This window comes from Streptomyces sp. UC4497, from assembly GCF_054871485.1.
Window position 1 is genome coordinate 17,083 of record NZ_JBTYHB010000011.1, and the last position, 20,982, is coordinate 38,064.

Sequence of the window (20,982 nt, forward strand, 5' to 3'; positions counted from 1 at the left end):
CTTGAGCCCTACCTTGCCCAAGCCCCTCGCCCCGGGCTGCTTACCGTCCCTTTAACAGGGCCTAGACTCCCGTGCGTACAGATCGTCGAACACAACGAACTCGCGAGGGGCGCAGGTACGTGACGGGATCGGACGGGACCGTCATCGCGGCGGACTACTTCCAGTCGTACTCGGTCGTCGGGCTGCTCGCCGTCGTCGGCGTGCTCTTCGTCGCCGTCGCCTTCGGCTCGGGGAAGCTGCTGCGCCCGGTGGTTCCCACCAGGGAAAAGTTCCTGACGTACGAATGCGGCGTCGACCCCGTCGGGGACGGCTGGGCTCACACCCAGGTCCGCTACTACGTGTACGCCTTCCTCTACGTGATCTTCGCGGTCGACTCGATCTTCCTCTTCCCTTGGGCCACGGTCTTCGCCGCGCCGGGATACGGCGCGACGACCCTCGTCGAGATGTTCATCTTCCTGGGCTTCCTCACCGTGGGCCTGCTGTACGCATACAAGAAGGGCGTCCTTACGTGGACGTGAGTGCCGTGACTCCTGCCCCCGAGCCCGCTCCTGCCCCCGTGGACCTGCCGGACCCCGTCGGCTCCCTCGGGCCGAAGAAGCTGGGCGTGCTCTCGCGGCTCGCCCCCGAGCCGATGAAGGTGGTCCTCAACTGGGGCCGCCGCTACAGCTTGTGGGTGTTCAACTTCGGCCTCGCCTGCTGTGCCATCGAGTTCATCGCCGCGTCCATGGCGCGCCACGACTTCATCCGGCTCGGCGTGATCCCGTTCGCACCGGGCCCGCGCCAGGCCGACCTGATGGTGGTCTCGGGCACGGTCACCGACAAGATGGCCCCCGCCGTGAAGCGGCTGTACGAGCAGATGCCCGAGCCGAAGTACGTCATCTCGTTCGGCGCCTGCTCCAACTGCGGCGGCCCGTACTGGGATTCGTACTCGGTGACCAAGGGCGTCGACCAGATCATCCCCGTCGACGTGTACGTGCCCGGGTGCCCGCCCCGACCCGAGGCGCTGCTCCAGGGCATTCTCAAGCTCCAGGAGAAGATCGCCCGCGAGTCGCTCGGCGAGCGGTACGCCTCCGCCGACGCGGCGGCCGGGCGGCCCTCGGCGGCCGCGCTGAGCAGCGGACTCGTCCAGCCGCCTGCACCCTCCGGGAACCCGTCCGGGGGTGACCGATGAGCTGGCTGCCGGCCCCCGTGGAGGAGCTGTTCGGCGCCGAGGCCACGGTCGAGGAGGCGTACGACCTGCTGACCGTCGATGTCCCGGCGGCCGAGTGGATCGCGGCTCTGACGACGGCCCGTACGACGCTGGAGTGCACGTATTTCGACTGGTTGAGCGCGGTCGACGAGCCGGAGGCCGGGTTCCGCGTGTGCGCGCACGTCGCCGCCGTGGCGCCCCGGTCCGTACGTCGCCTGCTGCTGCGCACGACCGTTCCGCACGCGGCCCCCGTGCTCGCGTCGGCGGTCGACGTGTACGCGGGCGCGGCCTGGCACGAGCGCGAGACGCACGAGATGTTCGGCGTCGACTTCACCGACCACCCGGGCCTCGACCCGCTCCTGTTGCCCGACGGCTTCGAAGGTCACCCGCTGCGCAAGGACTTCGTGCTCGCGGCCCGCGTCGCGAAGGCGTGGCCGGGTGCGAAGGAGCCGGGGGAGTCCGAGCACGGCGGCCCCAAGCGGCGCCAGATGCTGCCGCCCGGCGTCCCCGACCCGAACGAATGGGGCCCGCTGAAGGGTCAGTTGCCGCCTGCCCCGGCCCGGCCCGCGCGGGGCGCGCGCGCCGGTGCGGCAGGGCGCGCGGCGGGTGCCGCGGGTGCCGCGGGCGCCGAGGGGCGTGCGGCGGGGGAGCGGCCCGCGCGGCGCACCCGGTCCGCGACCCAGGGGTCGGCGAGCCAGGCGGCCGCGCCTGCGGCTGAAGCCTCGGAGGCACCGGAGGCCCCGAAGGCCCCGGAAGCGTCGCCGCGTCCGGTACGGCGCTCCCGCAGCGCCTCCCAGGGCTCTGCCTCGCAACGCGAGACGCCCACCGAACCCCCGGCCCAGAGCCCGGAACCCGCACCGAAACCCCGCTCGAGCGACGCACCCTGGCACCACGCCAAACCCGCGTTCGACGAGGAGCCGAAGAAGCCGGAACCCACCCCGGACGAGCCCTCGACGGACAACCCCGGGACTCCGGTGGAGACCCCCGAGACCCCGACGGACACCCCCGAGACCCGGCCGGACAACAACGGAGGCAACGAGTGAACGACGCCCTCGACGTCGCCCTGCGCCTCGTCGTCGTCTTCGTCGCCTTCCTGGTGCTGCCCCTGGTCGTCGGCCAGACCGAACACAAGGTCATGGCGCACATGCAGGGCCGCCTCGGCCCCATGTACGCGGGCGGTTTCCACGGCTGGGCCCAACTGGTCGCCGACGGCGTCAAGTTCGCGCAGAAGGAGGACGTGGTCCCGGCCGATGCCGACCGCCGCGTCTTCCAACTCGCCCCCGCGGTCGCCCTCCTCCCGTACCTCCTCGTGCTGCTCGCCATCCCGGTCGGGCCCGGCGACGGCGCGGTCGGCGCCGTCATCGACGCGGGCATCTTCTTCGTCCTCGCGGTCATGGGCGTCGGCGTCCTCGGCTCGCTGATGGCGGGCTGGGCGAGCGCCAACAAGTTCTCCCTCCTGGGCGGTCTGCGCACGGCCGCCCAACTCCTGGCGTACGAACTCCCGATGCTGCTCGCGGCGGCCTCCGTGGCCATGGCCGCGGGAACGGTCTCCCTTCCCGGCATCCTCGACGCCTTCGAGTGGTGGTGGCTGCCCTGGCAGATCGTCGGCGCCGTCGTCTTCTTCGTGGCGGGTCTCGCCGAACTTCAGCGTCCTCCCTTCGACATGCCGGTCGCCGACTCCGAGATCATCTTCGGCGCGTACACCGAGTACACCGGGCTGCGTTTCGCGCTCTTCCTCCTCGCCGAGTACGCGGGAATCGTGGTGCTCTGCGGCCTGACCACGGTGCTGTTCCTGGGCGGCTGGCACGGACCGTGGGGCGCCGACGGCCTGGGCTGGGTGTGGACCCTGCTCAAGACCGCGGTCCTGGCCTTCGTCGTCATCTGGCTCCGCGTCACGTACCCGCGTCTGCGTGAGGACCAGCTGCAGAAGCTCGCCTGGACCACCCTCGTCCCCTTCGCCCTCGCGCAGATCGCGCTCACCGGAATCGTGAAGGTGGCGATCAACTGATGCCCCCGATCCCTGGCAGCGGCCTGGCCAAGGGCCTCGCCGTCACCCTCCGCACGATGACGAAGAAGACCGTCACCGAGCAGTACCCGGAGCACCAGCCCGAACTCCCGCCCCGCACCCGCGGCGTCATCGGGCTCTTCGAGGAGAACTGCACGGTCTGCATGCTGTGCGCCCGCGAATGCCCCGACTGGTGCATCTACATCGACTCCCACAAGGAGACGGTTCCGCCTGCCGTCGAGGGCGGCCGCGAGCGCAGCCGCAACGTCCTCGATCGTTTCGCCATCGACTTCTCCCTCTGCATGTACTGCGGTATCTGCATCGAGGTGTGCCCCTTCGACGCGCTGTTCTGGTCCCCGGAGTTCGAGTACGCCGAGACCGACATCCGCGAGCTCACCCATGAGCGCGACAAGCTCCGCGAGTGGATGTGGACGGTCCCGTCCCCACCCGCCCTCGACCCCGCGGCCGAGGACCCCAAGGAACTCGCGGCGGCCCGCAAATCCGCGGACAAACTGGCAGCGGCCCAGGAGGCAGCGGCCCAGGAGGCAGCCGCTCAGGAAGCAGCCGCCCAGGAGCCCCCGGCCGCCGGACCGAAGGCCACCCCCGGCGACCCCAATAACCCCAATAACGCCAACGACCCCGGAGAGGAGCCCACCGCATGACCCTCGCCGCATCGGCGGCCGTCGCCACGGCAGCCGACAGCCCTGGGTTCCTCTCCCCGTCCGGCGTCGAGATCGCCTTCGTGCTCGTGGGCCTCGTGACCTTCGCCGCGGCGATCGTCACCGTCACCACGAAGCAGCTGGTGCACGCCGCCCTGTGGCTGGTCGTCGCCCTCGGCGGGCTCGCCGTCGAGTACCTCCTGCTCACAGCCGAGTTCATCGCCTGGGTGCAGGTCCTCATCTACGTCGGTTCCGTCGTGGTCCTCCTCCTGTTCGGCCTGATGCTGACCCGCGCGCCCATCGGCCGCTCACCGGACGCGGACAGCCCCAACCGCTGGGCCGCCCTGACCGTGGCCGTCGCCTCCGCCGCCGCCCTGATCTGGGTCGTCGTCGACGCGTTCCGCACGACCTGGATCGACCTCGACGGCCCGGTGCAGGGCAGCACGGACGTGACCGGCTCGATCCTCTTCAAGCACTGGGTCCTGCCGTTCGAGGCGCTCTCGGTCCTGCTCCTCGCCGCCCTGGTGGGCGCGATCGTCCTGTCCCGCAGGAACAACGCCGACACCGCCCCGGCAGCCGAAGGCGAGGGAACCCGCTGATGCACCTCGCCTACCCCGCCGTCCTCTCCTCCCTCCTCTTCTGCACGGGCCTGTACGGCGTACTGGCCCGCCGCAACGCGATCCTGGTCCTGATGTCGGTCGAGCTGATGCTCAACGCCGTCAACCTGAACCTCGTCGCCTTCGACGTCTGGCTGCGCGACACCCTCCACGCGGGCCAGGCCCTCACCCTGTTCACCATCGCCATCGCCGCCGCCGAGATCGGCATCGGTCTGGCGATCGTCCTGGCCGTCTATCGGAACCGCGGCACGTCGGACATCGACAAGCTGCGCGACTCCGCCGAGCCCCACGACCCGGACGACGACCCGCACGACCCGTCCGAGACCCCGGCCCCCACCGCCGGCACCGCGGACGAGAAGGCCGAGGCCACCGCGTGACCACGACGAACCTCGCCGTCCTCGTCCCCCTCCTGCCGTTCCTCGGCGCCGTCGCCGGCCTGCTCCTCGGCCGCACGGCCCCGGGCTTCGCCCGCCCGCTGGCCGTCCTGCCGACGCTGGCCGCGCTGGCCCTCGCCGTCGTGGTCGCCCTCGACCAGGGCGGTGGCACGGGCAACGGCACCGCGGCCCTCGACGCGCACACCCAGCTCGCCCCGACCGGCTCCGTGCCGATCGAACTCGCCCTGCACATCGACGGCTTCGCCGCCCTCGTCGCCGTCCTCGTCGGCCTGGTCGCGACCTGCGTGCAGATCTACTCGACGGGCTATCTGCGCGACGACCCGCGCTACCCCTCGTACGCCGCCCTCGTCTCGCTCTTCACCTCCGCGATGCTCCTGGTCGTCTACTCGGGCGACCTGATGGTCCTGCTAGTCGGCTGGGAAGTCATGGGCATCTGCTCGTACTTCCTCGTCGGCCACTACTGGGAGACCCCCGAGGCACGGGCCGCCTCCCTCAAGGCGTTCCTGGTCACGAAGCTCGGCGATGTCCCCTTCCTCATCGGCCTGTTCGCGCTCGCCGTGGACACGGGCTCGTTCCGCATCACGACGATCCTGGGCAAGGTCACGACCGAGGGCGGCCTCGACCACCCGACCCTGATCGCCCTCCTGCTGCTTGCCGGTGTGGCGGGCAAGTCCGCGCAGTTCCCGCTGCACACCTGGCTGCCCGACGCGATGGCGGGCCCCACGCCCGTCTCCGCGCTGATCCACGCCGCGACGATGGTCGCCGCCGGTGTCTACTTCGTCGCCCGTCTCCTCCCGGTCTTCGCCGCCTCGCAGGCAGCCATGATCGTGATGGCCGTGATGGCCGCGGTGACCATGCTCGGCTCGGCCCTGGCTGCGCTCGCCCAGGACGACATCAAGCGGGTCCTCGCGTACTCGACCGTCGGCCAGCTCGGCTATATGACCGGCGCCCTCGCCGTCGGCAGCCGCGACGCCGCCGTCTTCCACCTCCTCGCGCACGGCGCCTTCAAGGCGCTGCTGTTCCTCGGGGCGGGCGTGATCATCCACGCCGCCGGCACCAACTCGCTGGCCGCGATGTCCCGCATGAAGGACCTGCGCGACCGCGTGCCGGACGCCTTCTGGACGGTGACCGTGGCGCTGCTCGCGCTCGCCGCGATCCCGCCGTTCAGCGGCTTCTTCTCCAAGGAGGCCGTCCTCGGCGCCGCCGAGCACACCGCCACCGGCCATGAGAACGGAGCCCTGACCGCGCCGACCGCGTCCGGCTGGATCGTCCTCGTGGCGGGCCTGCTCACGGCCCTGCTCACCGCCGCCTACGCGACCCGGTTCTGGCTCCTCGCGTTCAAGGGCAGCGGTGCCGAGGCCCCCGACCACGGCAAGCAGCCGGTCACGATGAACGTCGTCCTGTGGGTCCTGGCGATCCCCTCCCTCGGATTCGGACTGCTCGCGGGCGTACTGCCCGACTGGTTCGACGGCACGTCCCTCACCCCGACGCTGACCACCTCCGTCCTCGGCACCGGCTTCGCGCTCGTCGGCGGCCTGGTCACCTACGCGGCCTGGCGCCACACCACCGCGATGGCGGCCCGCCGCACCCCGATCGGCGCCGTCGCGGTCGACACCGAGTCCGGCGACGCGGGCCTGGTCGAGGCCGAGGCCATCGCGACACACACCCCCGCGTACGGGAACATCGCCGCCGCCCCCGACCCGGCCGACCCCGGCCGTCTGCTGCTCGGCCCGCTGCACCGCCACGCGGCCGTCGGCTTCCACCTCGACGCCGTCTACGCGGCGCTCTTCGTCCGCCCGGTGCAGGCCGGCGCCGCACTGGTCGGCTTCCTCGACCGGGCCGTCGTCGACACCTACGTACGCGGGGCGGCCGAAGCACCGAAGGTGCTGGGCTGGGCCGTGCGCAGGGCCCAGACCGGAAACGTGCAGACCTACCTCAGCGCACTGCTCGCAGGCACCGTCGTTCTGGTGGTCGCCGTCGTCCTCGTCGCCACCGCCGGAGCGTGAGCAGCCGTGATCGATATCAGCGAATCCGTGATGCAGTTCCTTCTCGCATTGATCGTCGTCGGCCCGCTCATCGGTGCCGTTCTCGCCCTTCTCCCGGCCCCGCCCGGGCTGAAGGGGAAGTCCCCGGACCAGGCCGTGCTCCGCCACGGCGTGACCGTGACCGGCGTGATCCTCATCGCCGCGATCGCCCTCGCGCTCGGCTTCGACCACGACCAGCCGTCGAAGATGCAGGCCACGACCGACATCAGCTGGATCCCCGCGCTCGACGTGCGTATCCACCTCGGCATCGACGGCATCTCCCTCCCCCTCCTCGTGCTCACGGCGCTGCTGACGTTCCTGTGCGCGCTGTACTCGTACTTCCACATGCCGGCCGGGCCGTCCCCCAAGGCGTTCGTCGCGCTGATCCTCGTCCTGGAATCGGGAACGCTCGCGACCTTCGCCGTCCTGGACCTCCTCCTCTTCTTCCTCGCGTTCGAGATGGTCCTCATCCCGATGTACTTCCTCATCGCCCGATGGGGCGGCGAGCAACGGGCGCAGGCGGCCTGGAAGTTCATCCTCTTCACGCTGCTCGGCTCGGTCGTGATGCTGCTCGGACTCCTCCTTATCGGCGTTAAGTCGGGCACGTTCGACATGATGGCACTCGCCACTGACAACGGTCGGGGTCTGAGTACATCCGTGCAGGTCATCGCGGTTCTGGCGATCGGTATCGGGCTCGCCGTGAAGACCCCGATGTGGCCGCTGCACAGCTGGCTGCCCGACGCCCACACCGCCGCCCCGACCGTCGGCTCGGTCCTCCTCGCCGGCGTCCTGCTGAAGATGGGTACGTACGGGTTCGTCCGGATCCTGCTCCCCATCGCGCCCGACGGGATGCGGACCTTCGCGCCGTACCTCGCCGCGCTCGCCGTCGTCGGGATCATCTACGGGTCCCTGGCCTGCCTGAACCTGGCCAAGCAGGGCGCGAAGGGCGACCTCAAGCGCCTCATCGCGTACTCCTCCGTCGGCCACATGGGCTTCGTCCTGCTCGGCATCTCGACGATGAGCCCGACCGGCGTGAACGGCGCGCTGTTCGCCAACATCGCCCACGGCCTCATCACCGGCCTGCTCTTCTTCCTCGTCGGCGCGCTCAAGGACCGGGCCGGCACCAGCGACCTCGACGCCCTCGCCGAGCAGGGCGGCATGGCCCTGTACGGCAAGGCGCCGCGCCTCGGCGGCCTCCTCGCGTTCGCTGCCGTCGCCTCGCTCGGGCTGCCGGGCCTCGCCGGTTTCTGGGGCGAAATGCTCGCGCTGTTCGGCGCGTTCAAGCCCGCCGACGACCTCAGCCGCCCGGCGTTCCTCGTCTTCATGGCGATCGCGGCCTTCGGCACGCTGCTCACCGCCGCGTACATGCTGATCGTGGTCCGCCGCGTCTGCATGGGCCCCCGCCCCAAGGAGGCCCCGGCGGCGCCGGAGGCTCCCGTGCTCGTCGATGTGCGCGGCTACGAGTTCGCCACCTGGACCCCGCTCGTCGCCCTCACCGTCCTCGCCGGCCTGTGGCCCGCCGCCCTGCTCGGCCTCACGAACCCGGCCGTGCAGAAGCTCCTCGCAGGAGGCCTCCAGTGATCGCCGTCGCCGCGCCCTCCGTGGCGTCCCTCGTCCAGTCCGTCGACTGGGTCGCCATCGCGCCGCCCACGATCGCGGCGGTCGTGGCCCTCGTCGTGCTGGTCGCCGACCTGTTCGTGGCGGAGCGCCGCAAGCCGGTCCTGGGCTGGATCTCCGTCGCGGGCCTGGTGGCCGCGGCGCTCGCTCTGCTGCCGCTGATCGGTGACGAGCGCTCCACGTTCTGCCTCAAGGGCGCCCCGTACGACGCCTGCAGCTACACGGCGGACCGCTTCACGCTCGTCATCCAGTTCCTCGTCCTGGCCGGCGCGCTGCTCACCGCGCTGCTCTCGATCAGCTCCCTGAAGGACGCGAAGAACGCGAAGAAGCCTCTCCCCGAAGGGGAGTTCTGGTTCCTCCTCCTGTCCTCCGCCGCGGGCGCGGCCCTGCTGCCCGCGTCCCGCGACCTGGCCACGCTCGTCGTCGCCCTGGAGGTCGCCTCGCTCCCCGCCTTCGCCCTCGTGGGCCTCAAGCAGGGCGACAAACGCTCCTCCGACGCGGCCCTGAAGTTCTTTCTCTCCTCGGTCACCGCGACCGCCGTCACCCTGCTCGGCGTGAGCTTCGTGTACGCGTCCACAGGCACCCTGCACCTGACGCGGGTCGCCACCGAACTCACCCACGTGGACGGCCAGTTCCACACCCTGGCCCAGACCGGCGTCGCGCTCACCCTGGTCGGCTTCGCCTTCAAGACGGCCGCCGTGCCGTTCCACTTCTGGGTACCCGACACCTACGTAGGCGCGCCGTTGCCGATCGCCGCCTACTTGTCGGTCATCGGCAAGGCCGTCGGCTTCTCCGGCCTCATCCTCGTCACGGTCGTCGCGTTCCCCTCGTACGCCGACGTGTGGGGTCCGGCCCTCGCCGCGCTCGCCGCGCTGACCATGACGATCGGAAACGTGGCCGCCATCCGCCAGCAGGCCACGCGCGCGTACAGCGCCGTCCGCCTGCTCGCCTGGTCCTCCGTCGGCCAGGCCGGCTACCTCCTGGTGCCGATCGCCGCGGCCGCCTACTCCGACGACCCCCAGAAGTCGATCGGCTCCACCCTCGCGTACGCCCTCATGTACGCCGCGGTGAACCTCGGCGCCTTCGCGGTGGCCGCTCTGGTCGCCCGTACGAAGCCCCTGAACCGCATCAGCGACTACCGGGGCCTGTACGCCTCGAACCCGCTCGCCGCGCTCGTCCTGGGCTTCTTCCTGCTGTGTCTCGCGGGCCTGCCGCCGGGCATCATCGGCCTCTTCGCGAAGGTCACGGTCTTCTCGGCGGCCGTCGACGCGGGGCTCGGCTGGCTCGCCGTCGTCATGGCCGTGAACGTCGTGATCGCGCTCTTCTACTACCTCCAGTGGACCGCGACCCTCTTCCGCGCCCCTGAAGGCGAACCCGCCGTCCACCGCGCGTCCAGGCCGCTCACCGCGGCGATCGCCGTCACGGCCGTCATCGGAGTGGCTCTCTCCGGCGCCCCCCAATTGGTCCTGCGTTTTGCCTCGACGGGCCTCTTCTAGGCACCCTCGTACGGCATCACACGTACGGGCCGCTCACTGGCCCCACACCAATGACTACAGCCCCACATCAAGGAGACAGACGTCGTGCTGAGCGGGTTCAAGGACTTCATCCTTCGCGGAAACATCATCACGATGGCCATCGGCCTCGCGGTCGGAACCGCGTTCACGGCTGTGGTCACGGCGCTCAGCACGGCGTTCATCGCGCCGCTCATCGGTATCGCCACGAAGTCGACCGGTGACTTCAGTGAGGCGCACTTCACGGTAGAGGGCACCGACTTCCCGTACGGCAAGTTCGTCAGCGCGATCATCGCCTTCGTGATCACCGCCGCGGTGCTCTACTTCTGCATCGTCGTCCCGATGATGAAGCTCCAGGCGCGCCTGGACCGCGGCAAGCCCGTCGACATCAAGGCGGCCCTGCGCGACTGCCCGCGCTGCTACACCCAGATCCCCGGAATCGCCACCCGCTGCGCGCACTGCACGAGCGAGATCGAGGCGGACTCGGAGGCCCTGGAACTGGCGGGGCTGCCGCAGCAGCGCTGACCCGGTCGGCCTACACGCCCGCACGGGCCCGTCCCGGGCGGACAAGGGAACTCGTCCTCCTCGTCTGGCGTTGACCAGTCAGGGAGGGTCCACTGGACGTGGAAACGCACACAGGCTCCAGACCCAGTGGAAGCAGCAGACAAGCAAGCAGTGGGTTCCCCTGCCGCACCATCAGGAGGACGTACCGTGCACCGCCGGCACAACGGGTTGAAGACCGCCGTACTCCTCGGAGGCCTGTCCGCCCTCATCCTCGTCATCGGCAGCTTCTTCGGCCGTACGGGGCTCATCGTCGGGCTCGTCATCGCCCTGGGGACAAACGCGTACGCGTACTGGAACAGCGACAAGCTGGCCCTGCGCGCGATGCGTGCCCGCCCGGTGAGCGAATTCGAGGCGCCCGCGCTGTACCGGATGGTGCGCGAGCTCTCCACGCAGGCGCGTCAGCCCATGCCGCGCCTGTACATCTCTCCCACGGAGGCGCCGAACGCGTTCGCGACGGGCCGCAATCCGCGCAATGCCGCGGTGTGCTGCACCGAGGGAATCCTGCGCCTCCTGGACGAGCGCGAGCTGCGTGGTGTCATCGGGCACGAGCTGAGCCACGTCTACAACCGCGACATCCTGATCTCCTCCGTCGCCGGAGCCCTCGCCTCCGTGATCATGTTCCTGGTCAACTTCGCGTGGCTGATCCCGGTCGGCCGCTCGAACGACGACGACGGACCCGGCATCTTCGGAATGCTCCTGATCATGATCCTGGGGCCGCTCGCGGCGTCCCTGATCCAGCTCGCCATCAGCCGCTCCCGCGAGTACGAGGCCGATGCCTCGGGCGCCCAGCTGACCGGTGACCCGCTGGCCCTGGCGAGCGCCCTGCGCAAGCTCGGGGCGGGCACGAAGCAGCTGCCCCTGCCGCCCGAGCCGCGTATCGAGACGGCCAGCCACATGATGATCGCCAACCCCTTCCGCCCCGGCCAGGGAATGTCGAAGATGTTCTCCACGCACCCGCCGATGGCGGACCGCATTTCCCGTCTCGAGCAGATGGCAGGTCGCCAACAGTGAAGACAATCCTGAACGTCATATGGCTCGTCCTGAGCGGCTTCTGGCTGTTCCTCGGCTACGTTCTGGCAGGCCTCCTGCTGTGCATCACCATCATCGGGATCCCGTTCGGGATCGCCGCCTTCAGGATCGGCGTCTACGCCCTGTGGCCCTTCGGGCGCACAGCGGTCGAGCGCCGGGACGCGGGCGCGCCCTCCTGCATCGGCAACGTGCTGTGGCTGATCCTCGCGGGCTGGTGGCTGGCCCTGGCGCACATCGTCACGGGCGTCGCCCTGTGCGTGACGATCATCGGCATCCCGTTCGGCATCGCCAACTTCAAGATGATTCCGCTCTCGCTGCTGCCGCTCGGCCGTGAAATCGTGCCCACGGACCAGCCGTTCGCGACGCGCTAGGCCGCGCCGCCTCCGGCACCGTGCGCACCACGCGCGCGTAGCCGGACGACGTAGGCGAGCGCCCCCAGGGCGAGGACACCCGCCCCCGCCGCAACGGACGACACGGGCAGCGAGCACGCCAGCGCCAGGCACCCCGCGGCCCCGAGCGCCGGCACCGCCCGCGCGCGTACCGCGGAACTCAGCGTCCACGCCGAGGCATTGGCGATCGCGTAGTACACCAGCACGCCGAACGACGAGAACCCGATCGCCCCCCGTACGTCGCCGAAGGCCGCCACGACGGCCACCACGGCCCCGACCGCGAGCTCGGCCCGCCGCGGCACCTGGAAGCGCGGGTGCACGGCCGCCAGGGCGCCCGGCAGATGCCGGTCCCGCGCCATCGCGAGCGTCGTCCGGGACACCCCCAGGATCAGCGCCAGCAGCGACCCGAGCGCCGCCACCGCCGCCCCCGCCCGCACCACCGGCACGAGGCCGTCCACGCCGGCCGCCCGTACGGCGTCGGCCAGCGGGGCCGAGGCCCGCGCGAGCCCGTCCACGCCGAGCACGGCGACGGCGGCGGCGCCCACGGCGGCGTACACGACCAAGGTGATCCCGAGCGCCACGGGGATCGCCCGCGGAATGGTCCGCGCCGGATCCCGCACCTCCTCGCCGAGCGTCGCCACGCGCGCGTACCCGGCGAACGCGAAGAACAGCAGCCCGGCGCCGCTCAGCACGCCGCTCACGCCCTCGGAGAGCCCAGGAGCGAGCCGCCCGCCCTCGGTGCTCCCCGAGCCCGCACACGCCACCACGACGGCTGCCAGGACGGCGAGCACGACCGCGACGACGATCCGCGTCAGCCAGGCCGACTTCTCAACCCCGAAGCAGTTCACGGCAGTCAGCGCCACGACCGCCGCGACCGCCACCGCATGTGCCTGCCCCGGCCACACGTACGTTCCCACGGTCAGCGCCATCGCCGCGCACGAGGCCGACTTGCCGACGACGAACGCCCAGCCCGCCAGATACCCCCAGAAGGGCCCGAGCCGCTCCCGCCCGTACACGTACGTGCCTCCGGAGACGGGATACACGGCCGCGAGCCGCGCCGACGACATCGCGTTGCAGTAGGCCACCACGGCCGCCACCGCGAGTGCGTACAGCACCCCCGTACCGGCCGCCCGCGCCGCGGGCCCGAGCGCCGCGAAGACGCCCGCCCCGATCATCGACCCGAGTCCGACGAGCACGGCGTCCCGCACACCCAGCGCCCTACGAAGGGGAGTTCCCGACTGTGTCATGCGCCGCACACTAAAGGGCTCGTGCAACCACACCATGCCTACCCGTCGTCCTTCTGGGCAGCAGGTGGCCAGGGCGGCGACGCACACGGCGACCCGGCAAGAACGACGCAACAAGGCGCTGCAGCAAGGCAGTACGCGCCACAGCACTACAGAAGGGCAGAACGCGGCATGGGCATCATCGGCTGGATCATCCTTGGACTGCTGGCCGGTGCCATCGCCAAGTTCCTGTTGCCCGGCCGGGACCCGGGCGGCCTGATCGGAACGACCCTCATCGGCGTCGCGGGTTCCTTCATCGGCGGCTGGATATCGTCCCGTTGGCTGGACCGCCCCATATCCACGGACTTCTACGACGGTGCGACCTGGGTCGCCGCGATCGGTGGCGCGCTCGTCCTCCTGATCGCCTACCGCATCTTCTTCGGCGACTCGCGCAGTCGCCGCTGAGCTGCAGCCGGCAGCAAGGAGGGGCGGCACCCGCCGGGTGCCGCCCCTTCGCTTACGTAGACGCCTACGTAGACGCTCACATGGGTGCTCAGGCAGTCCTACCTGTAGTTCACGAACTGCAGCGCGAAGTCGAAGTCCTTGCCCTTGAGCAACTGCTGGACGGTCTGCAGGTCGTCACGGCTCTTCGAGCTGACGCGCAGCTCCTCGCCCTGCACCTGCGCCTTGACGCCCTTCGGGCCCTCGTCGCGGATCGTCTTCGCGACCTTCTTGGCGTTCTCCTGGGAGATGCCCTCCTCGATGGAGGCGAAGATCTTGTACTCCTTGCCGGAGAGCTGCGGCTCGCCCGCGTCCAGCGACTTCAGCGAGATCCCGCGCTTGACCAGCTTGGTCTGGAAGATGTCGAGGATGGCCTTGACCCGCTCCTCGCCGTTGGCCTCCATCAGGATCTTCTCGCCGGACCAGGAGATGGATGCGCCCACGTTCTTGAAGTCGTAGCGCTGCGAGATCTCCTTGGCGGCCTGGTTGAGGGCGTTGTCGACCTCCTGCCGCTCGACCTTCGAGACGATGTCGAAACTGGAGTCGGCCATGTCCTGTGGCTCCTTGTATCGGGGGTGGATCGGGTACTGGTCGGGTTGCGACCGGGTTCTGCTCTGGCTGCGCGCCGGGGAAGTCGCGCCAAGAGCAGCCTAGCCACCGTGCCGCGCCCGGCCGCCGATCAATCGGGTGGCGAAGCACCCCCGTGCATCAGGTATTGTTTACGTCGTTGCCAGCGAGCACCGCCGCAAAGCGGGGCCCGGGGCAGCGAACCCAAGGCGGTGTGCCCGAGCGGCCAAAGGGAGCAGACTGTAAATCTGCCGGCTCAGCCTTCCCAGGTTCGAATCCTGGCGCCGCCACACTTTGGGGGAAGCCCCCTCTGAACTGCGTAAATGCAGTTCAGAGGGGGCTTCGTCGTGTTTTCGGGGTGATCTTTTGGGTGGGACCGAAATGCGGTGATCTGTGTCACATTGGGCCGCTTGTGGGGGAACTCTGGGGCCCGTCCGTACTCCCTTGTGTGGCGGATGGGACGCCCATAGGGTGAGCCGGCTTGTGGCGGCAAGAAGAGGCGGGGCGGTATGCGCGTTGGGCTGGTGACCATGCCCTGGCACGCGATAGACCTGCCCTCCCTCCAGGTGGGCCTGCTGCACCAGCTGCTGCGCGAGGTCCGCCCGGACGACGAGGTGCGCGAGTTCCACGGCTCGCTGCGCTGGGCGGAGCTGCTACTCGAGCGCTCGGGCGGCCGACTGGGCCCCAGCGACTACGAGGCGATCGGCAGCGACTCGATCTTCCACGGGATCGGCGACTGGGTGTTCTCCGGAGTCCTCTACGACGACGAGGACTGGGGCGCCGCACAACTGAGGTCGTACGCGCGCGAGCGCGGTGTGCCCGCCGACACCCTGGACACCGCCTTCGAGATGCGCCGCCATGCCGCCGCGTACATCGAACGCTGCGCGACCGAGGTGCTGGCGCACGAGCCCGACGTCGTCGGGTTCACGAGCACCTTCATGCAGAACGTGGCGTCCCTCGCCCTCGCCAAGGAGCTCAAGCGCCGTCACCCGGAGTTGACCGTCGTCTTCGGGGGCAGCAACTGCGAAGGCCCCATGGGCCACGCCCTGCACCGCAACCACCCCGACGTCGACCATGTCGTGCGCGGCGAAGGGGAGTACGCCTTCCCGGCCCTCCTCGCCCACCTGGACGCGGGCACGCCCCCCGGCGACGTTCCGGGCCTCTGCTGGTGGGACAACGGTGTCTCCCGGGCCAACACAGAACCCCACCGCACCGTGGCTCCGGCCCACATACCCTCGCCCGATTACGACCAGTGGCAGGCGGAGATCGAGGCATCACCCGTCCTCGAACACGTGTATCCCAAGCTGGTCGTCGAGGGTGCCCGCGGCTGCTGGTGGGGCGAGAAGCACCACTGCACCTTCTGCGGCCTCAACGGCAGCGCCATGGCATTTCGCGCCAAGCCCGGCGACCGGCTGTGGAGCGAGATCGAACGCCTCGTGCGTCGCCACCGCATCCTCGACATCGTCACCGTCGACAACATCATCGACATGGCGTACTTCAAGGACTTCCTGCCGCTCGCCGCCGACAGCGGCTGGGACCTGCGGATCCACTACGAAGTGAAGTCCAACCTCAACCGGGAGCAGATCGCCCAACTCGGCGCCGCCGGCGTGGTGCTGATCCAGCCAGGCATCGAAAGCCTCAGCAACCGCGTCCTCGACCTGATGGACAAGGGTGTCACCGGCGCCCGCAACATCCGCACGCTGCGCGAGTTCGACAACCACGAGATCACCTGCACCTGGAACTACCTCTACGGGTTCCCCGGCGAGACCGTGCGGGACTACGCGCGCGTGCTCGACCAGATGCCCGCCCTCGTGCACCTCCAGCCGCCGAGCGGCGCCTTCCGGATCCAACTGGAGCGCTTCAGCCCGCACTTCACCGACCCCGCCCTGGGCTTCGGCAAGCGGCGCCCCGCCGACATGTACCAGCACGTGTACGAGCTCCCGGAGTCCGAACTCGCCGACCTGGTCTACCTGTTCGACACCGAGGACGCGGGCATCGGTGGCGACACGGAGGACCGGCTGCTGCGGGCCGTGGCGCAATGGCGCGCGCAACACGCCACGTCGACCCTCGTCATGGAGCAGGCAGGCGAGGACGAGAACACGCTCCTCGTACGGGACCGCCGCGAGGGCTGGCCGCGCCGCACCTACTGGTTCAACGGCTGGGAGGCGGCCGCCCTGCGCATCCTGGAGGAGGGCGCCAGTGAATCCGCCCTGCAGCGCAAACTCGCCGCCACAGGCCACGACGTACCGGCCGAAGAACTGGGGGAGTGGGTCGCGCAGGCCGTCACGTTCGGCCTCCTCTTCCGCGACACCGGAACGTACGTCTCCCTGCCCACCCGCACCGCACCGATCCGCATCGAGAGCGAACCCACAGGCCTCTCCGGCCCCGCCGGTCCCTCCGCCCCGGCAGCCTCCGGATGACCGCGCTCCCCGCCCTCGTCCCGCACCGCGTCATCGGCACCCGCGTCCGCGTGACCGAGCCGTTGCCCCTGGCCGGTGACGGCCGCACCACCACCCGGGCGGTCCAGTTCCTGCGCGAGTGCCAGGCCGCGGGGCTGAGCACCCACTGGGAGGCGGCCGCCGCCCCGCGTCATACGTATGACGGAACCGAGGCTCCTGAGTGCGCGGCGGGTGTTACGTATGACGGCCCCGCCCCGGCGGCGAGTGTTACGTATGACCGACTCGCAGCCACAAGCCGTGTCACGTACGACCTCCGCACCCTGCACCACCTCCCACCCCCGGCCCAACAGCCCGACGAACCAACCGAGTTGACGACCTGGCGCGCCGAGCACGCCTACGGGATGCTCTACCACCGCCGCGGCCCCGGATTCGTCACGGTCATGGACCGCCGCGAGCGCCCCGCCTCGGCGCGCTTCACGCTCGACCACCCCGACCTGCTCGCCGCCTTCGACGCGCTGAGCGACGCCACACGGCTGGACACGCTCGCCCCCGCCCACCAAGAGGCGGCCCTCCACCTGGCGGATGAAGGGCTCACGTTGATCGTGGACGGATGGGCGGTGGCGCTGCCGCCCCGCATGCGTCGCTGGCCGGTGCCGTGCATGGGGATCTGACGCCGCGTCGCCGTACAAGGAACCCCCTCAGGAGCCTTCCTGAGGGGGTTTCAGCGTGTGTCCGCGGCGATCACGACGCAGACTGAACGCATGCCGACCACATCCCGCCGCCGACACTGCCCCGAATGCCGCCGCGAGATCGCGGTCGTGGCTGGCCGCTTCGCCCGCCACGATCCTCCTGGCACCCGCGCCGCGGGAGAGCTGGTCTCGTGCCCCGGTTCACGCCGCCCCGCCCAGCTCGGCGCCGTCCAGGACGCGCTCGACGGGTACGTGGTCCCGCACGTGCCGGGCCAGATGCCGCTGTTCTGAAGTCCGCGCTTCTGAGGCATACGCCGCCGTTCCGCTCCCAGGCGCACGCCGCCGCTCCGAGGCGCACACGCACCCGGGCCGCCCCCCGTACGCGACTCAGTTGCCCGCGACCGACTTCACCGCCACCGTGACCGGCGTGGAGCCGGAGATCAGCTCCAGCGTGAGCCCCGCCGTGGCGGGCGTGTCCACAAGGTCCGCGAGGACGGCCGCCACGTCGTCGCGCGGCACCGGCCCGCGCCCGGTCGACGCCTCCAGACGGACGAGCCCGGTACCCGCGTCGTTCGTCAGCTGCCCCGGCCGCAGGATCGTCCAGTCGAGCCCGGTACGGCGCCGTACGTCGTCGTCGGCCGCGCCCTTGGCCCGCAGATACACGTCGAAGACATCGTCGCCCTGGTGCGCGGCGTCCGCCGCCATCGACGACACCACGATGTAGCGGCGCACCTTCGCCCGCTCCGCGGCATCCGCGAACAGCACGGCGGCGTCCCGGTCCACGGTGTCCTTTCGGCCGGCGCCGCTGCCCGGACCCGCGCCCGCCGCGAAGACGGCCGCGTCCGCACCCTGCAGATGCGCCGCGACCTCCTCCACGGACGCCGACTCCAGGTCGCACAGCACGGGTTCCGCACCGGCGGACCGCAGGTCGTCACCCTGCTCCGACCTGCGGATGATCCCGGCTACTTCGTCCCCGCGCGCGGAGAGCAGACGCTCGAGCCGCAGCGCGATCTGACCATGACCCCCAGCGATGACAATGCGCATGTCTCCGACGGTACGCCCGAGGCGGACGGTTCACCGTGCAACCATCGCGCCCGGCCCCGTACGGGTGTTCAGGCGGGGCCGCCACCGCCGTGCTTCGCCGCCCGGCCCTGCCGCGGCAGATCGAGGGCGACCGCGGCGGCCGAGTCGCAGTACTCCCGCACCGCGCTGGTCCGCGCCACCACGCGTCCCCGGTGCACGACGATCCGGCTGTACGCGAGGGAGAGCACGCCCGCGAGCCGGTCGCCCCGCACCGCGAGCAGCTCCGCGGGGAACCCCGCCTCCACGCGCACCTCCGGCAGGCCGAGCGCCGCCCTGGCTGTGGAACTCACCGCTGCGTAGGCGTCCTCCGGGCGCATCCCGTAGCGCGAGGCCAACAAGTAGGCGGCCTCCAGCGGGTCGCCGCGCCCCACGGGGTTCGACACGTCGCGCAGCGCACCGCTGCCCGCCGCGATCGGTACCCCTGCCGCCCGCAGCAGCCGCACCGGAGCGACGGCGCGCTCGTCCACCCCCGCGCACCCTCCCTGCGGCAGGCACGTCACCGTCACACCGGCGGCCGCGAGCCGGTCCACGGCGGGCCGTGCCGCTTCCTCCGGCAGTCGGGAGAGCCCGCCCAGCGGTCCGACGGTGACGCCCGTGTGCAGCCCGCCGACCGCCGCCGCGAGCCGCCCGAGCCGCGCCGGATCGGCCCCGTCCGTGTGCAGGTCGACCGGGCACCCGTGCTCGGCGGCGACTTCAAGAACCGCCTCTACGTAGCCCGTTGGGTCGGGGTCCAGGTCGGGGCAGCCGCCTACTACGGAGGCGCCCATTTTCACGGCGTCCCGCAACATGGCGAGCCCGTCGGCCCCGGCGAGCCCGGTCAGCAGCCGGGGCATCGCCACCGTTCGCAGATCCGCGAGCCCCACCAGCGAACGCCGCGCCTGGAGCACCGCCTCCATCGAACCGAGCCCCTCCATGTCGCCGATACGCACATGGGAGCGCAGGGCGGTGGCCCCGTGGCCGAGCTGCAGCAGGGTGCTCTCGGTGGCCCGGCGCTGGACGTCCTCGGGGTCGTACGGGACGGGGCCCTCGCAGTCGGCCGAGAGGGCCGTGTCCGCGTGCGCGTGCGGCTCTACGGGGGCCGGGAGCAGCAGCCAGCCCGTGAGGTCCAGGCGCGAGCCGTGCGCGGTGAGGCTGCCGGCCGTGCCGACCGCCTCGATGCGCCCGCCGTCGAGCCGTACGTCCACGGTCCTGCCGTCGGGGAGCCGGGCGCCGCTCAGGAGAAGTCCGGAGCCCTCGGGCACGCCCGGTGACGGTGGCTGCTGTGAGGGGCTGTGGGGCATCGCGCTCCTGAGGGCTCGGCGAGGACGCGGTTCGCGCGCAACAAGATCACCGCGTAACAAGATCACGCAGGGTGCGTCGAGCCTAGGACCGCGACAGGGGCGCTTCGAGGACCGCCGAAATAGTCGTACTGGTGGGGTCCGAGGGGCTCATGTGCCCCTCGCGAGAAGGCGGCTTCGTTCCCGGCGAGTGGGGGCGCGAAACGGATTTGGGCGATCGGCGCGCAACCGTGTAATGTCTTCATCGCTCGCCCCAATAGCTCAGTCGGTAGAGCGTCTCCATGGTAAGGAGAAGGTCTGCGGTTCGATTCCGCATTGGGGCTCTGGTGCAGACGTCGTTCGCGTCGCTTGCATCACAGCGGTGTAGCTCAGTCGGTAGAGCAAGCGGCTCATAATCGCTGTGTCACCGGTTCAAGTCCGGTCACCGCTACTGACAGTAGCCGATTCTGGGGTCGGTCCTTCGATCGGCTACTCTTGTATGCGTTAAACCTTTGTCCCATCCGTTCGTCAAGGAGTGCACTCACGTGGCTGCCACCGACGTCCGCCCGAAGATCACGCTGGCCTGCGTGGAGTGCAAGGAGCGGAACTACATCACCAAGAAGAACCGGCGTAACAACCCGGACCGTCTTGAGATGAAGAAGCACTGCCCGCGTTGCAACGCGCACACCGCGCACCGCGAAACGCGATAAATCAGGCTCGTACACGAGGCCGTCCCCACTTCGGGGGCGGCCTCGTGTCGTTTCGTAGATCAGGCAGATCGAGAACACATCCAGGAGGTACCGAGCCCATGGCGCTCGACCAGTCCTTCGTGGGGCGGACCTATCCGCCCACCACCTCGTACGAGGTCGGCCGGGAGAAGATCCGTGAGTTCGCGGAGGCGGTGGGGGACACGAACCCCGCGTACGTCGACCGTGCCGCCGCCGAGGAGCTCGGCCACCCCGATGTGATCGCGCCGCCGACCTTTGTGTTCGCGATCACCTTCAAGGCCGCCGGCGAGGTCATCCACGACCCGGAGCTGGGGCTCGACTACAGCCGCGTCGTGCACGGCGACCAGAAGTTCACCTACACGCGCCCGGTGCGGGCCGGCGACAAGCTGACCGTGACCTCCACCATCGAGGGCATCAAGTCCCTCGCGGGCAACGACATCATCGATGTCCGTGGTGAGGTGCACGACGAGACCGGTGAGCACGTCGTGACCGCCTGGACCAAGCTCGTCTCGCGCGCCGCTGAGGAGGCCTGATCGC

Annotated in this window: 23 protein-coding genes and 3 tRNA genes; 22 read left to right on the forward strand and 4 right to left on the reverse strand. The window is 70.4% G+C overall.

What is annotated here, in order from left to right; genetic code table 11:
• Positions 1–119 precede the first annotated feature (119 nt).
• The 13 genes from ACYSUO_RS17185 (at position 120) to ACYSUO_RS17245 (ending at position 11,981) form a co-directional block, all read left to right on the forward strand.
• Positions 120–518: an NADH-quinone oxidoreductase subunit A gene (locus ACYSUO_RS17185; protein WP_266712948.1), complete on the forward strand. Its 399-nt coding sequence runs from the start codon at positions 120–122 to the stop codon at positions 516–518.
• A gap of 5 nt (positions 519–523) precedes the next feature.
• Complete coding sequence (locus tag ACYSUO_RS17190; RefSeq protein ID WP_461777025.1) at positions 524–1,171, forward strand: NADH-quinone oxidoreductase subunit B; 648 nt, start codon at positions 524–526, stop codon at positions 1,169–1,171.
• Positions 1,168–2,232, forward strand: a complete 1,065-nt coding sequence (locus ACYSUO_RS17195) for an NADH-quinone oxidoreductase subunit C (protein WP_461777026.1) — start codon at positions 1,168–1,170, stop codon at positions 2,230–2,232. The genes ACYSUO_RS17190 and ACYSUO_RS17195 overlap by 4 nt, the downstream gene beginning before the upstream one ends.
• Entirely contained in the window at positions 2,229–3,197 is a 969-nt protein-coding gene (locus ACYSUO_RS17200; RefSeq protein WP_461777027.1) for a complex I subunit 1/NuoH family protein, read from the forward strand. The genes ACYSUO_RS17195 and ACYSUO_RS17200 overlap by 4 nt, the downstream gene beginning before the upstream one ends.
• Positions 3,197–3,856 carry a NuoI/complex I 23 kDa subunit family protein gene (locus ACYSUO_RS17205; protein WP_461777028.1) on the forward strand — a complete coding sequence of 220 codons (660 nt, stop codon included), beginning with the start codon at positions 3,197–3,199 and terminating at the stop codon, positions 3,854–3,856. Before ACYSUO_RS17200 ends, ACYSUO_RS17205 begins: the two co-directional genes overlap by 1 nt.
• Complete coding sequence (locus ACYSUO_RS17210) at positions 3,853–4,452, forward strand: NADH-quinone oxidoreductase subunit J family protein (RefSeq protein ID WP_461777029.1); 600 nt, start codon at positions 3,853–3,855, stop codon at positions 4,450–4,452. The genes ACYSUO_RS17205 and ACYSUO_RS17210 overlap by 4 nt, the downstream gene beginning before the upstream one ends.
• Positions 4,452–4,847, forward strand: coding sequence for an NADH-quinone oxidoreductase subunit NuoK (gene nuoK / locus ACYSUO_RS17215; protein ID WP_461777030.1), 396 nt, complete (start codon positions 4,452–4,454; stop codon positions 4,845–4,847). The genes ACYSUO_RS17210 and nuoK overlap by 1 nt, the downstream gene beginning before the upstream one ends.
• Positions 4,844–6,871: an NADH-quinone oxidoreductase subunit 5 family protein gene (locus tag ACYSUO_RS17220; RefSeq protein WP_461777031.1), complete on the forward strand. Its 2,028-nt coding sequence runs from the start codon at positions 4,844–4,846 to the stop codon at positions 6,869–6,871. Before nuoK ends, ACYSUO_RS17220 begins: the two co-directional genes overlap by 4 nt.
• A 6-nt stretch (positions 6,872–6,877) precedes the next feature.
• Positions 6,878–8,470: a complex I subunit 4 family protein gene (locus tag ACYSUO_RS17225; protein WP_461777032.1), complete on the forward strand. Its 1,593-nt coding sequence runs from the start codon at positions 6,878–6,880 to the stop codon at positions 8,468–8,470.
• A complete protein-coding gene (locus ACYSUO_RS17230) occupies positions 8,467–10,002 on the forward strand; it encodes an NADH-quinone oxidoreductase subunit N (protein ID WP_461777033.1) in 1,536 nt (511 codons plus the stop codon). The genes ACYSUO_RS17225 and ACYSUO_RS17230 overlap by 4 nt, the downstream gene beginning before the upstream one ends.
• 84 nt (positions 10,003–10,086) lie before the next feature.
• Complete coding sequence (locus ACYSUO_RS17235) at positions 10,087–10,542, forward strand: MscL family protein (RefSeq protein WP_461777034.1); 456 nt, start codon at positions 10,087–10,089, stop codon at positions 10,540–10,542.
• Between the two features lie 186 nt (positions 10,543–10,728).
• Positions 10,729–11,592: a zinc metalloprotease HtpX gene (gene htpX, locus ACYSUO_RS17240; RefSeq protein WP_461777035.1), complete on the forward strand. Its 864-nt coding sequence runs from the start codon at positions 10,729–10,731 to the stop codon at positions 11,590–11,592.
• On the forward strand, positions 11,589–11,981 hold the full coding sequence (locus tag ACYSUO_RS17245; RefSeq protein ID WP_461777036.1) for a YccF domain-containing protein: 393 nt from the start codon (positions 11,589–11,591) through the stop codon (positions 11,979–11,981). Before htpX ends, ACYSUO_RS17245 begins: the two co-directional genes overlap by 4 nt.
• Here ACYSUO_RS17245 and ACYSUO_RS17250 read toward each other — a convergent pair.
• Positions 11,978–13,246: an APC family permease gene (locus tag ACYSUO_RS17250; protein WP_461777037.1), complete on the reverse strand. Its 1,269-nt coding sequence runs from the start codon at positions 13,244–13,246 to the stop codon at positions 11,978–11,980. The two genes, ACYSUO_RS17245 and ACYSUO_RS17250, sit on opposite strands and share 4 nt — an antisense overlap.
• 168 nt (positions 13,247–13,414) lie before the next feature.
• Here ACYSUO_RS17250 and ACYSUO_RS17255 point away from each other — a divergent pair, with 168 nt between their 5' ends.
• Complete coding sequence (locus ACYSUO_RS17255; RefSeq protein WP_385755817.1) at positions 13,415–13,687, forward strand: GlsB/YeaQ/YmgE family stress response membrane protein; 273 nt, start codon at positions 13,415–13,417, stop codon at positions 13,685–13,687.
• 98 nt (positions 13,688–13,785) lie between these two features.
• On the opposite strand, the gene ACYSUO_RS17260 is transcribed toward ACYSUO_RS17255, so the two are convergent.
• Positions 13,786–14,274, reverse strand: coding sequence for a YajQ family cyclic di-GMP-binding protein (locus ACYSUO_RS17260; RefSeq protein ID WP_425830669.1), 489 nt, complete (start codon positions 14,272–14,274; stop codon positions 13,786–13,788).
• Between the two features lie 224 nt (positions 14,275–14,498).
• Between ACYSUO_RS17260 and ACYSUO_RS17265 the strand changes: the two genes are divergently transcribed.
• From ACYSUO_RS17265 to ACYSUO_RS17280, 4 genes are all read left to right on the forward strand, one after another.
• A tRNA-Tyr gene (locus ACYSUO_RS17265) sits at positions 14,499–14,580 on the forward strand.
• A 219-nt stretch (positions 14,581–14,799) separates the two neighbouring features.
• On the forward strand, positions 14,800–16,710 hold the full coding sequence (locus ACYSUO_RS17270) for a RiPP maturation radical SAM C-methyltransferase (RefSeq protein WP_461777038.1): 1,911 nt from the start codon (positions 14,800–14,802) through the stop codon (positions 16,708–16,710).
• On the forward strand, positions 16,707–17,360 hold the full coding sequence (locus ACYSUO_RS17275) for a DUF5825 family protein (protein WP_461777039.1): 654 nt from the start codon (positions 16,707–16,709) through the stop codon (positions 17,358–17,360). The genes ACYSUO_RS17270 and ACYSUO_RS17275 overlap by 4 nt, the downstream gene beginning before the upstream one ends.
• Positions 17,361–17,450: 90 nt before the next feature.
• Positions 17,451–17,669: a hypothetical protein gene (locus tag ACYSUO_RS17280; protein WP_266713014.1), complete on the forward strand. Its 219-nt coding sequence runs from the start codon at positions 17,451–17,453 to the stop codon at positions 17,667–17,669.
• A 96-nt stretch (positions 17,670–17,765) separates the two neighbouring features.
• Here the strand turns inward: ACYSUO_RS17280 and ACYSUO_RS17285 are convergent, their stop codons facing one another.
• Positions 17,766–18,422, reverse strand: a complete 657-nt coding sequence (locus ACYSUO_RS17285; RefSeq protein ID WP_461777040.1) for an SDR family oxidoreductase — start codon at positions 18,420–18,422, stop codon at positions 17,766–17,768.
• A gap of 68 nt (positions 18,423–18,490) precedes the next feature.
• Entirely contained in the window at positions 18,491–19,741 is a 1,251-nt protein-coding gene (locus ACYSUO_RS17290; protein WP_461777041.1) for an amidohydrolase family protein, read from the reverse strand.
• Between the two features lie 247 nt (positions 19,742–19,988).
• Here ACYSUO_RS17290 and ACYSUO_RS17295 point away from each other — a divergent pair.
• From ACYSUO_RS17295 to ACYSUO_RS17310, 4 genes are all read left to right on the forward strand, one after another.
• Positions 19,989–20,061 (forward strand) — tRNA-Thr (locus ACYSUO_RS17295).
• Positions 20,062–20,095: 34 nt separating this feature from the next.
• Positions 20,096–20,168, forward strand: a tRNA-Met gene (locus ACYSUO_RS17300).
• A gap of 94 nt (positions 20,169–20,262) precedes the next feature.
• Positions 20,263–20,427 carry a 50S ribosomal protein L33 gene (gene rpmG / locus ACYSUO_RS17305; protein ID WP_003948671.1) on the forward strand — a complete coding sequence of 55 codons (165 nt, stop codon included), beginning with the start codon at positions 20,263–20,265 and terminating at the stop codon, positions 20,425–20,427.
• Positions 20,428–20,525: 98 nt separating this feature from the next.
• Positions 20,526–20,978, forward strand: a complete 453-nt coding sequence (locus ACYSUO_RS17310) for an FAS1-like dehydratase domain-containing protein (RefSeq protein WP_461777042.1) — start codon at positions 20,526–20,528, stop codon at positions 20,976–20,978.
• The last annotated feature ends 4 nt before the right edge of the window (positions 20,979–20,982 follow it).

Coding starts and splice junctions, on each gene's coding strand:
- ACYSUO_RS17195 (WP_461777026.1), top strand. CDS start 1,168: ATGAGCTGGCTGCCGGCCCCCGTGGAGGAGCTGTTCGGCGCCGAGGCC.
- ACYSUO_RS17205 (WP_461777028.1), top strand. CDS start 3,197: ATGCCCCCGATCCCTGGCAGCGGCCTGGCCAAGGGCCTCGCCGTCACC.
- ACYSUO_RS17210 (WP_461777029.1), top strand. CDS start 3,853: ATGACCCTCGCCGCATCGGCGGCCGTCGCCACGGCAGCCGACAGCCCT.
- nuoK (WP_461777030.1), top strand. CDS start 4,452: ATGCACCTCGCCTACCCCGCCGTCCTCTCCTCCCTCCTCTTCTGCACG.
- ACYSUO_RS17250 (WP_461777037.1), bottom strand. CDS start 13,246: ATGACACAGTCGGGAACTCCCCTTCGTAGGGCGCTGGGTGTGCGGGAC.
- ACYSUO_RS17255 (WP_385755817.1), top strand. CDS start 13,415: ATGGGCATCATCGGCTGGATCATCCTTGGACTGCTGGCCGGTGCCATC.
- ACYSUO_RS17260 (WP_425830669.1), bottom strand. CDS start 14,274: ATGGCCGACTCCAGTTTCGACATCGTCTCGAAGGTCGAGCGGCAGGAG.
- ACYSUO_RS17270 (WP_461777038.1), top strand. CDS start 14,800: ATGCGCGTTGGGCTGGTGACCATGCCCTGGCACGCGATAGACCTGCCC.
- ACYSUO_RS17275 (WP_461777039.1), top strand. CDS start 16,707: ATGACCGCGCTCCCCGCCCTCGTCCCGCACCGCGTCATCGGCACCCGC.
- ACYSUO_RS17280 (WP_266713014.1), top strand. CDS start 17,451: ATGCCGACCACATCCCGCCGCCGACACTGCCCCGAATGCCGCCGCGAG.
- ACYSUO_RS17285 (WP_461777040.1), bottom strand. CDS start 18,422: ATGCGCATTGTCATCGCTGGGGGTCATGGTCAGATCGCGCTGCGGCTC.
- ACYSUO_RS17290 (WP_461777041.1), bottom strand. CDS start 19,741: ATGCCCCACAGCCCCTCACAGCAGCCACCGTCACCGGGCGTGCCCGAG.
- ACYSUO_RS17310 (WP_461777042.1), top strand. CDS start 20,526: ATGGCGCTCGACCAGTCCTTCGTGGGGCGGACCTATCCGCCCACCACC.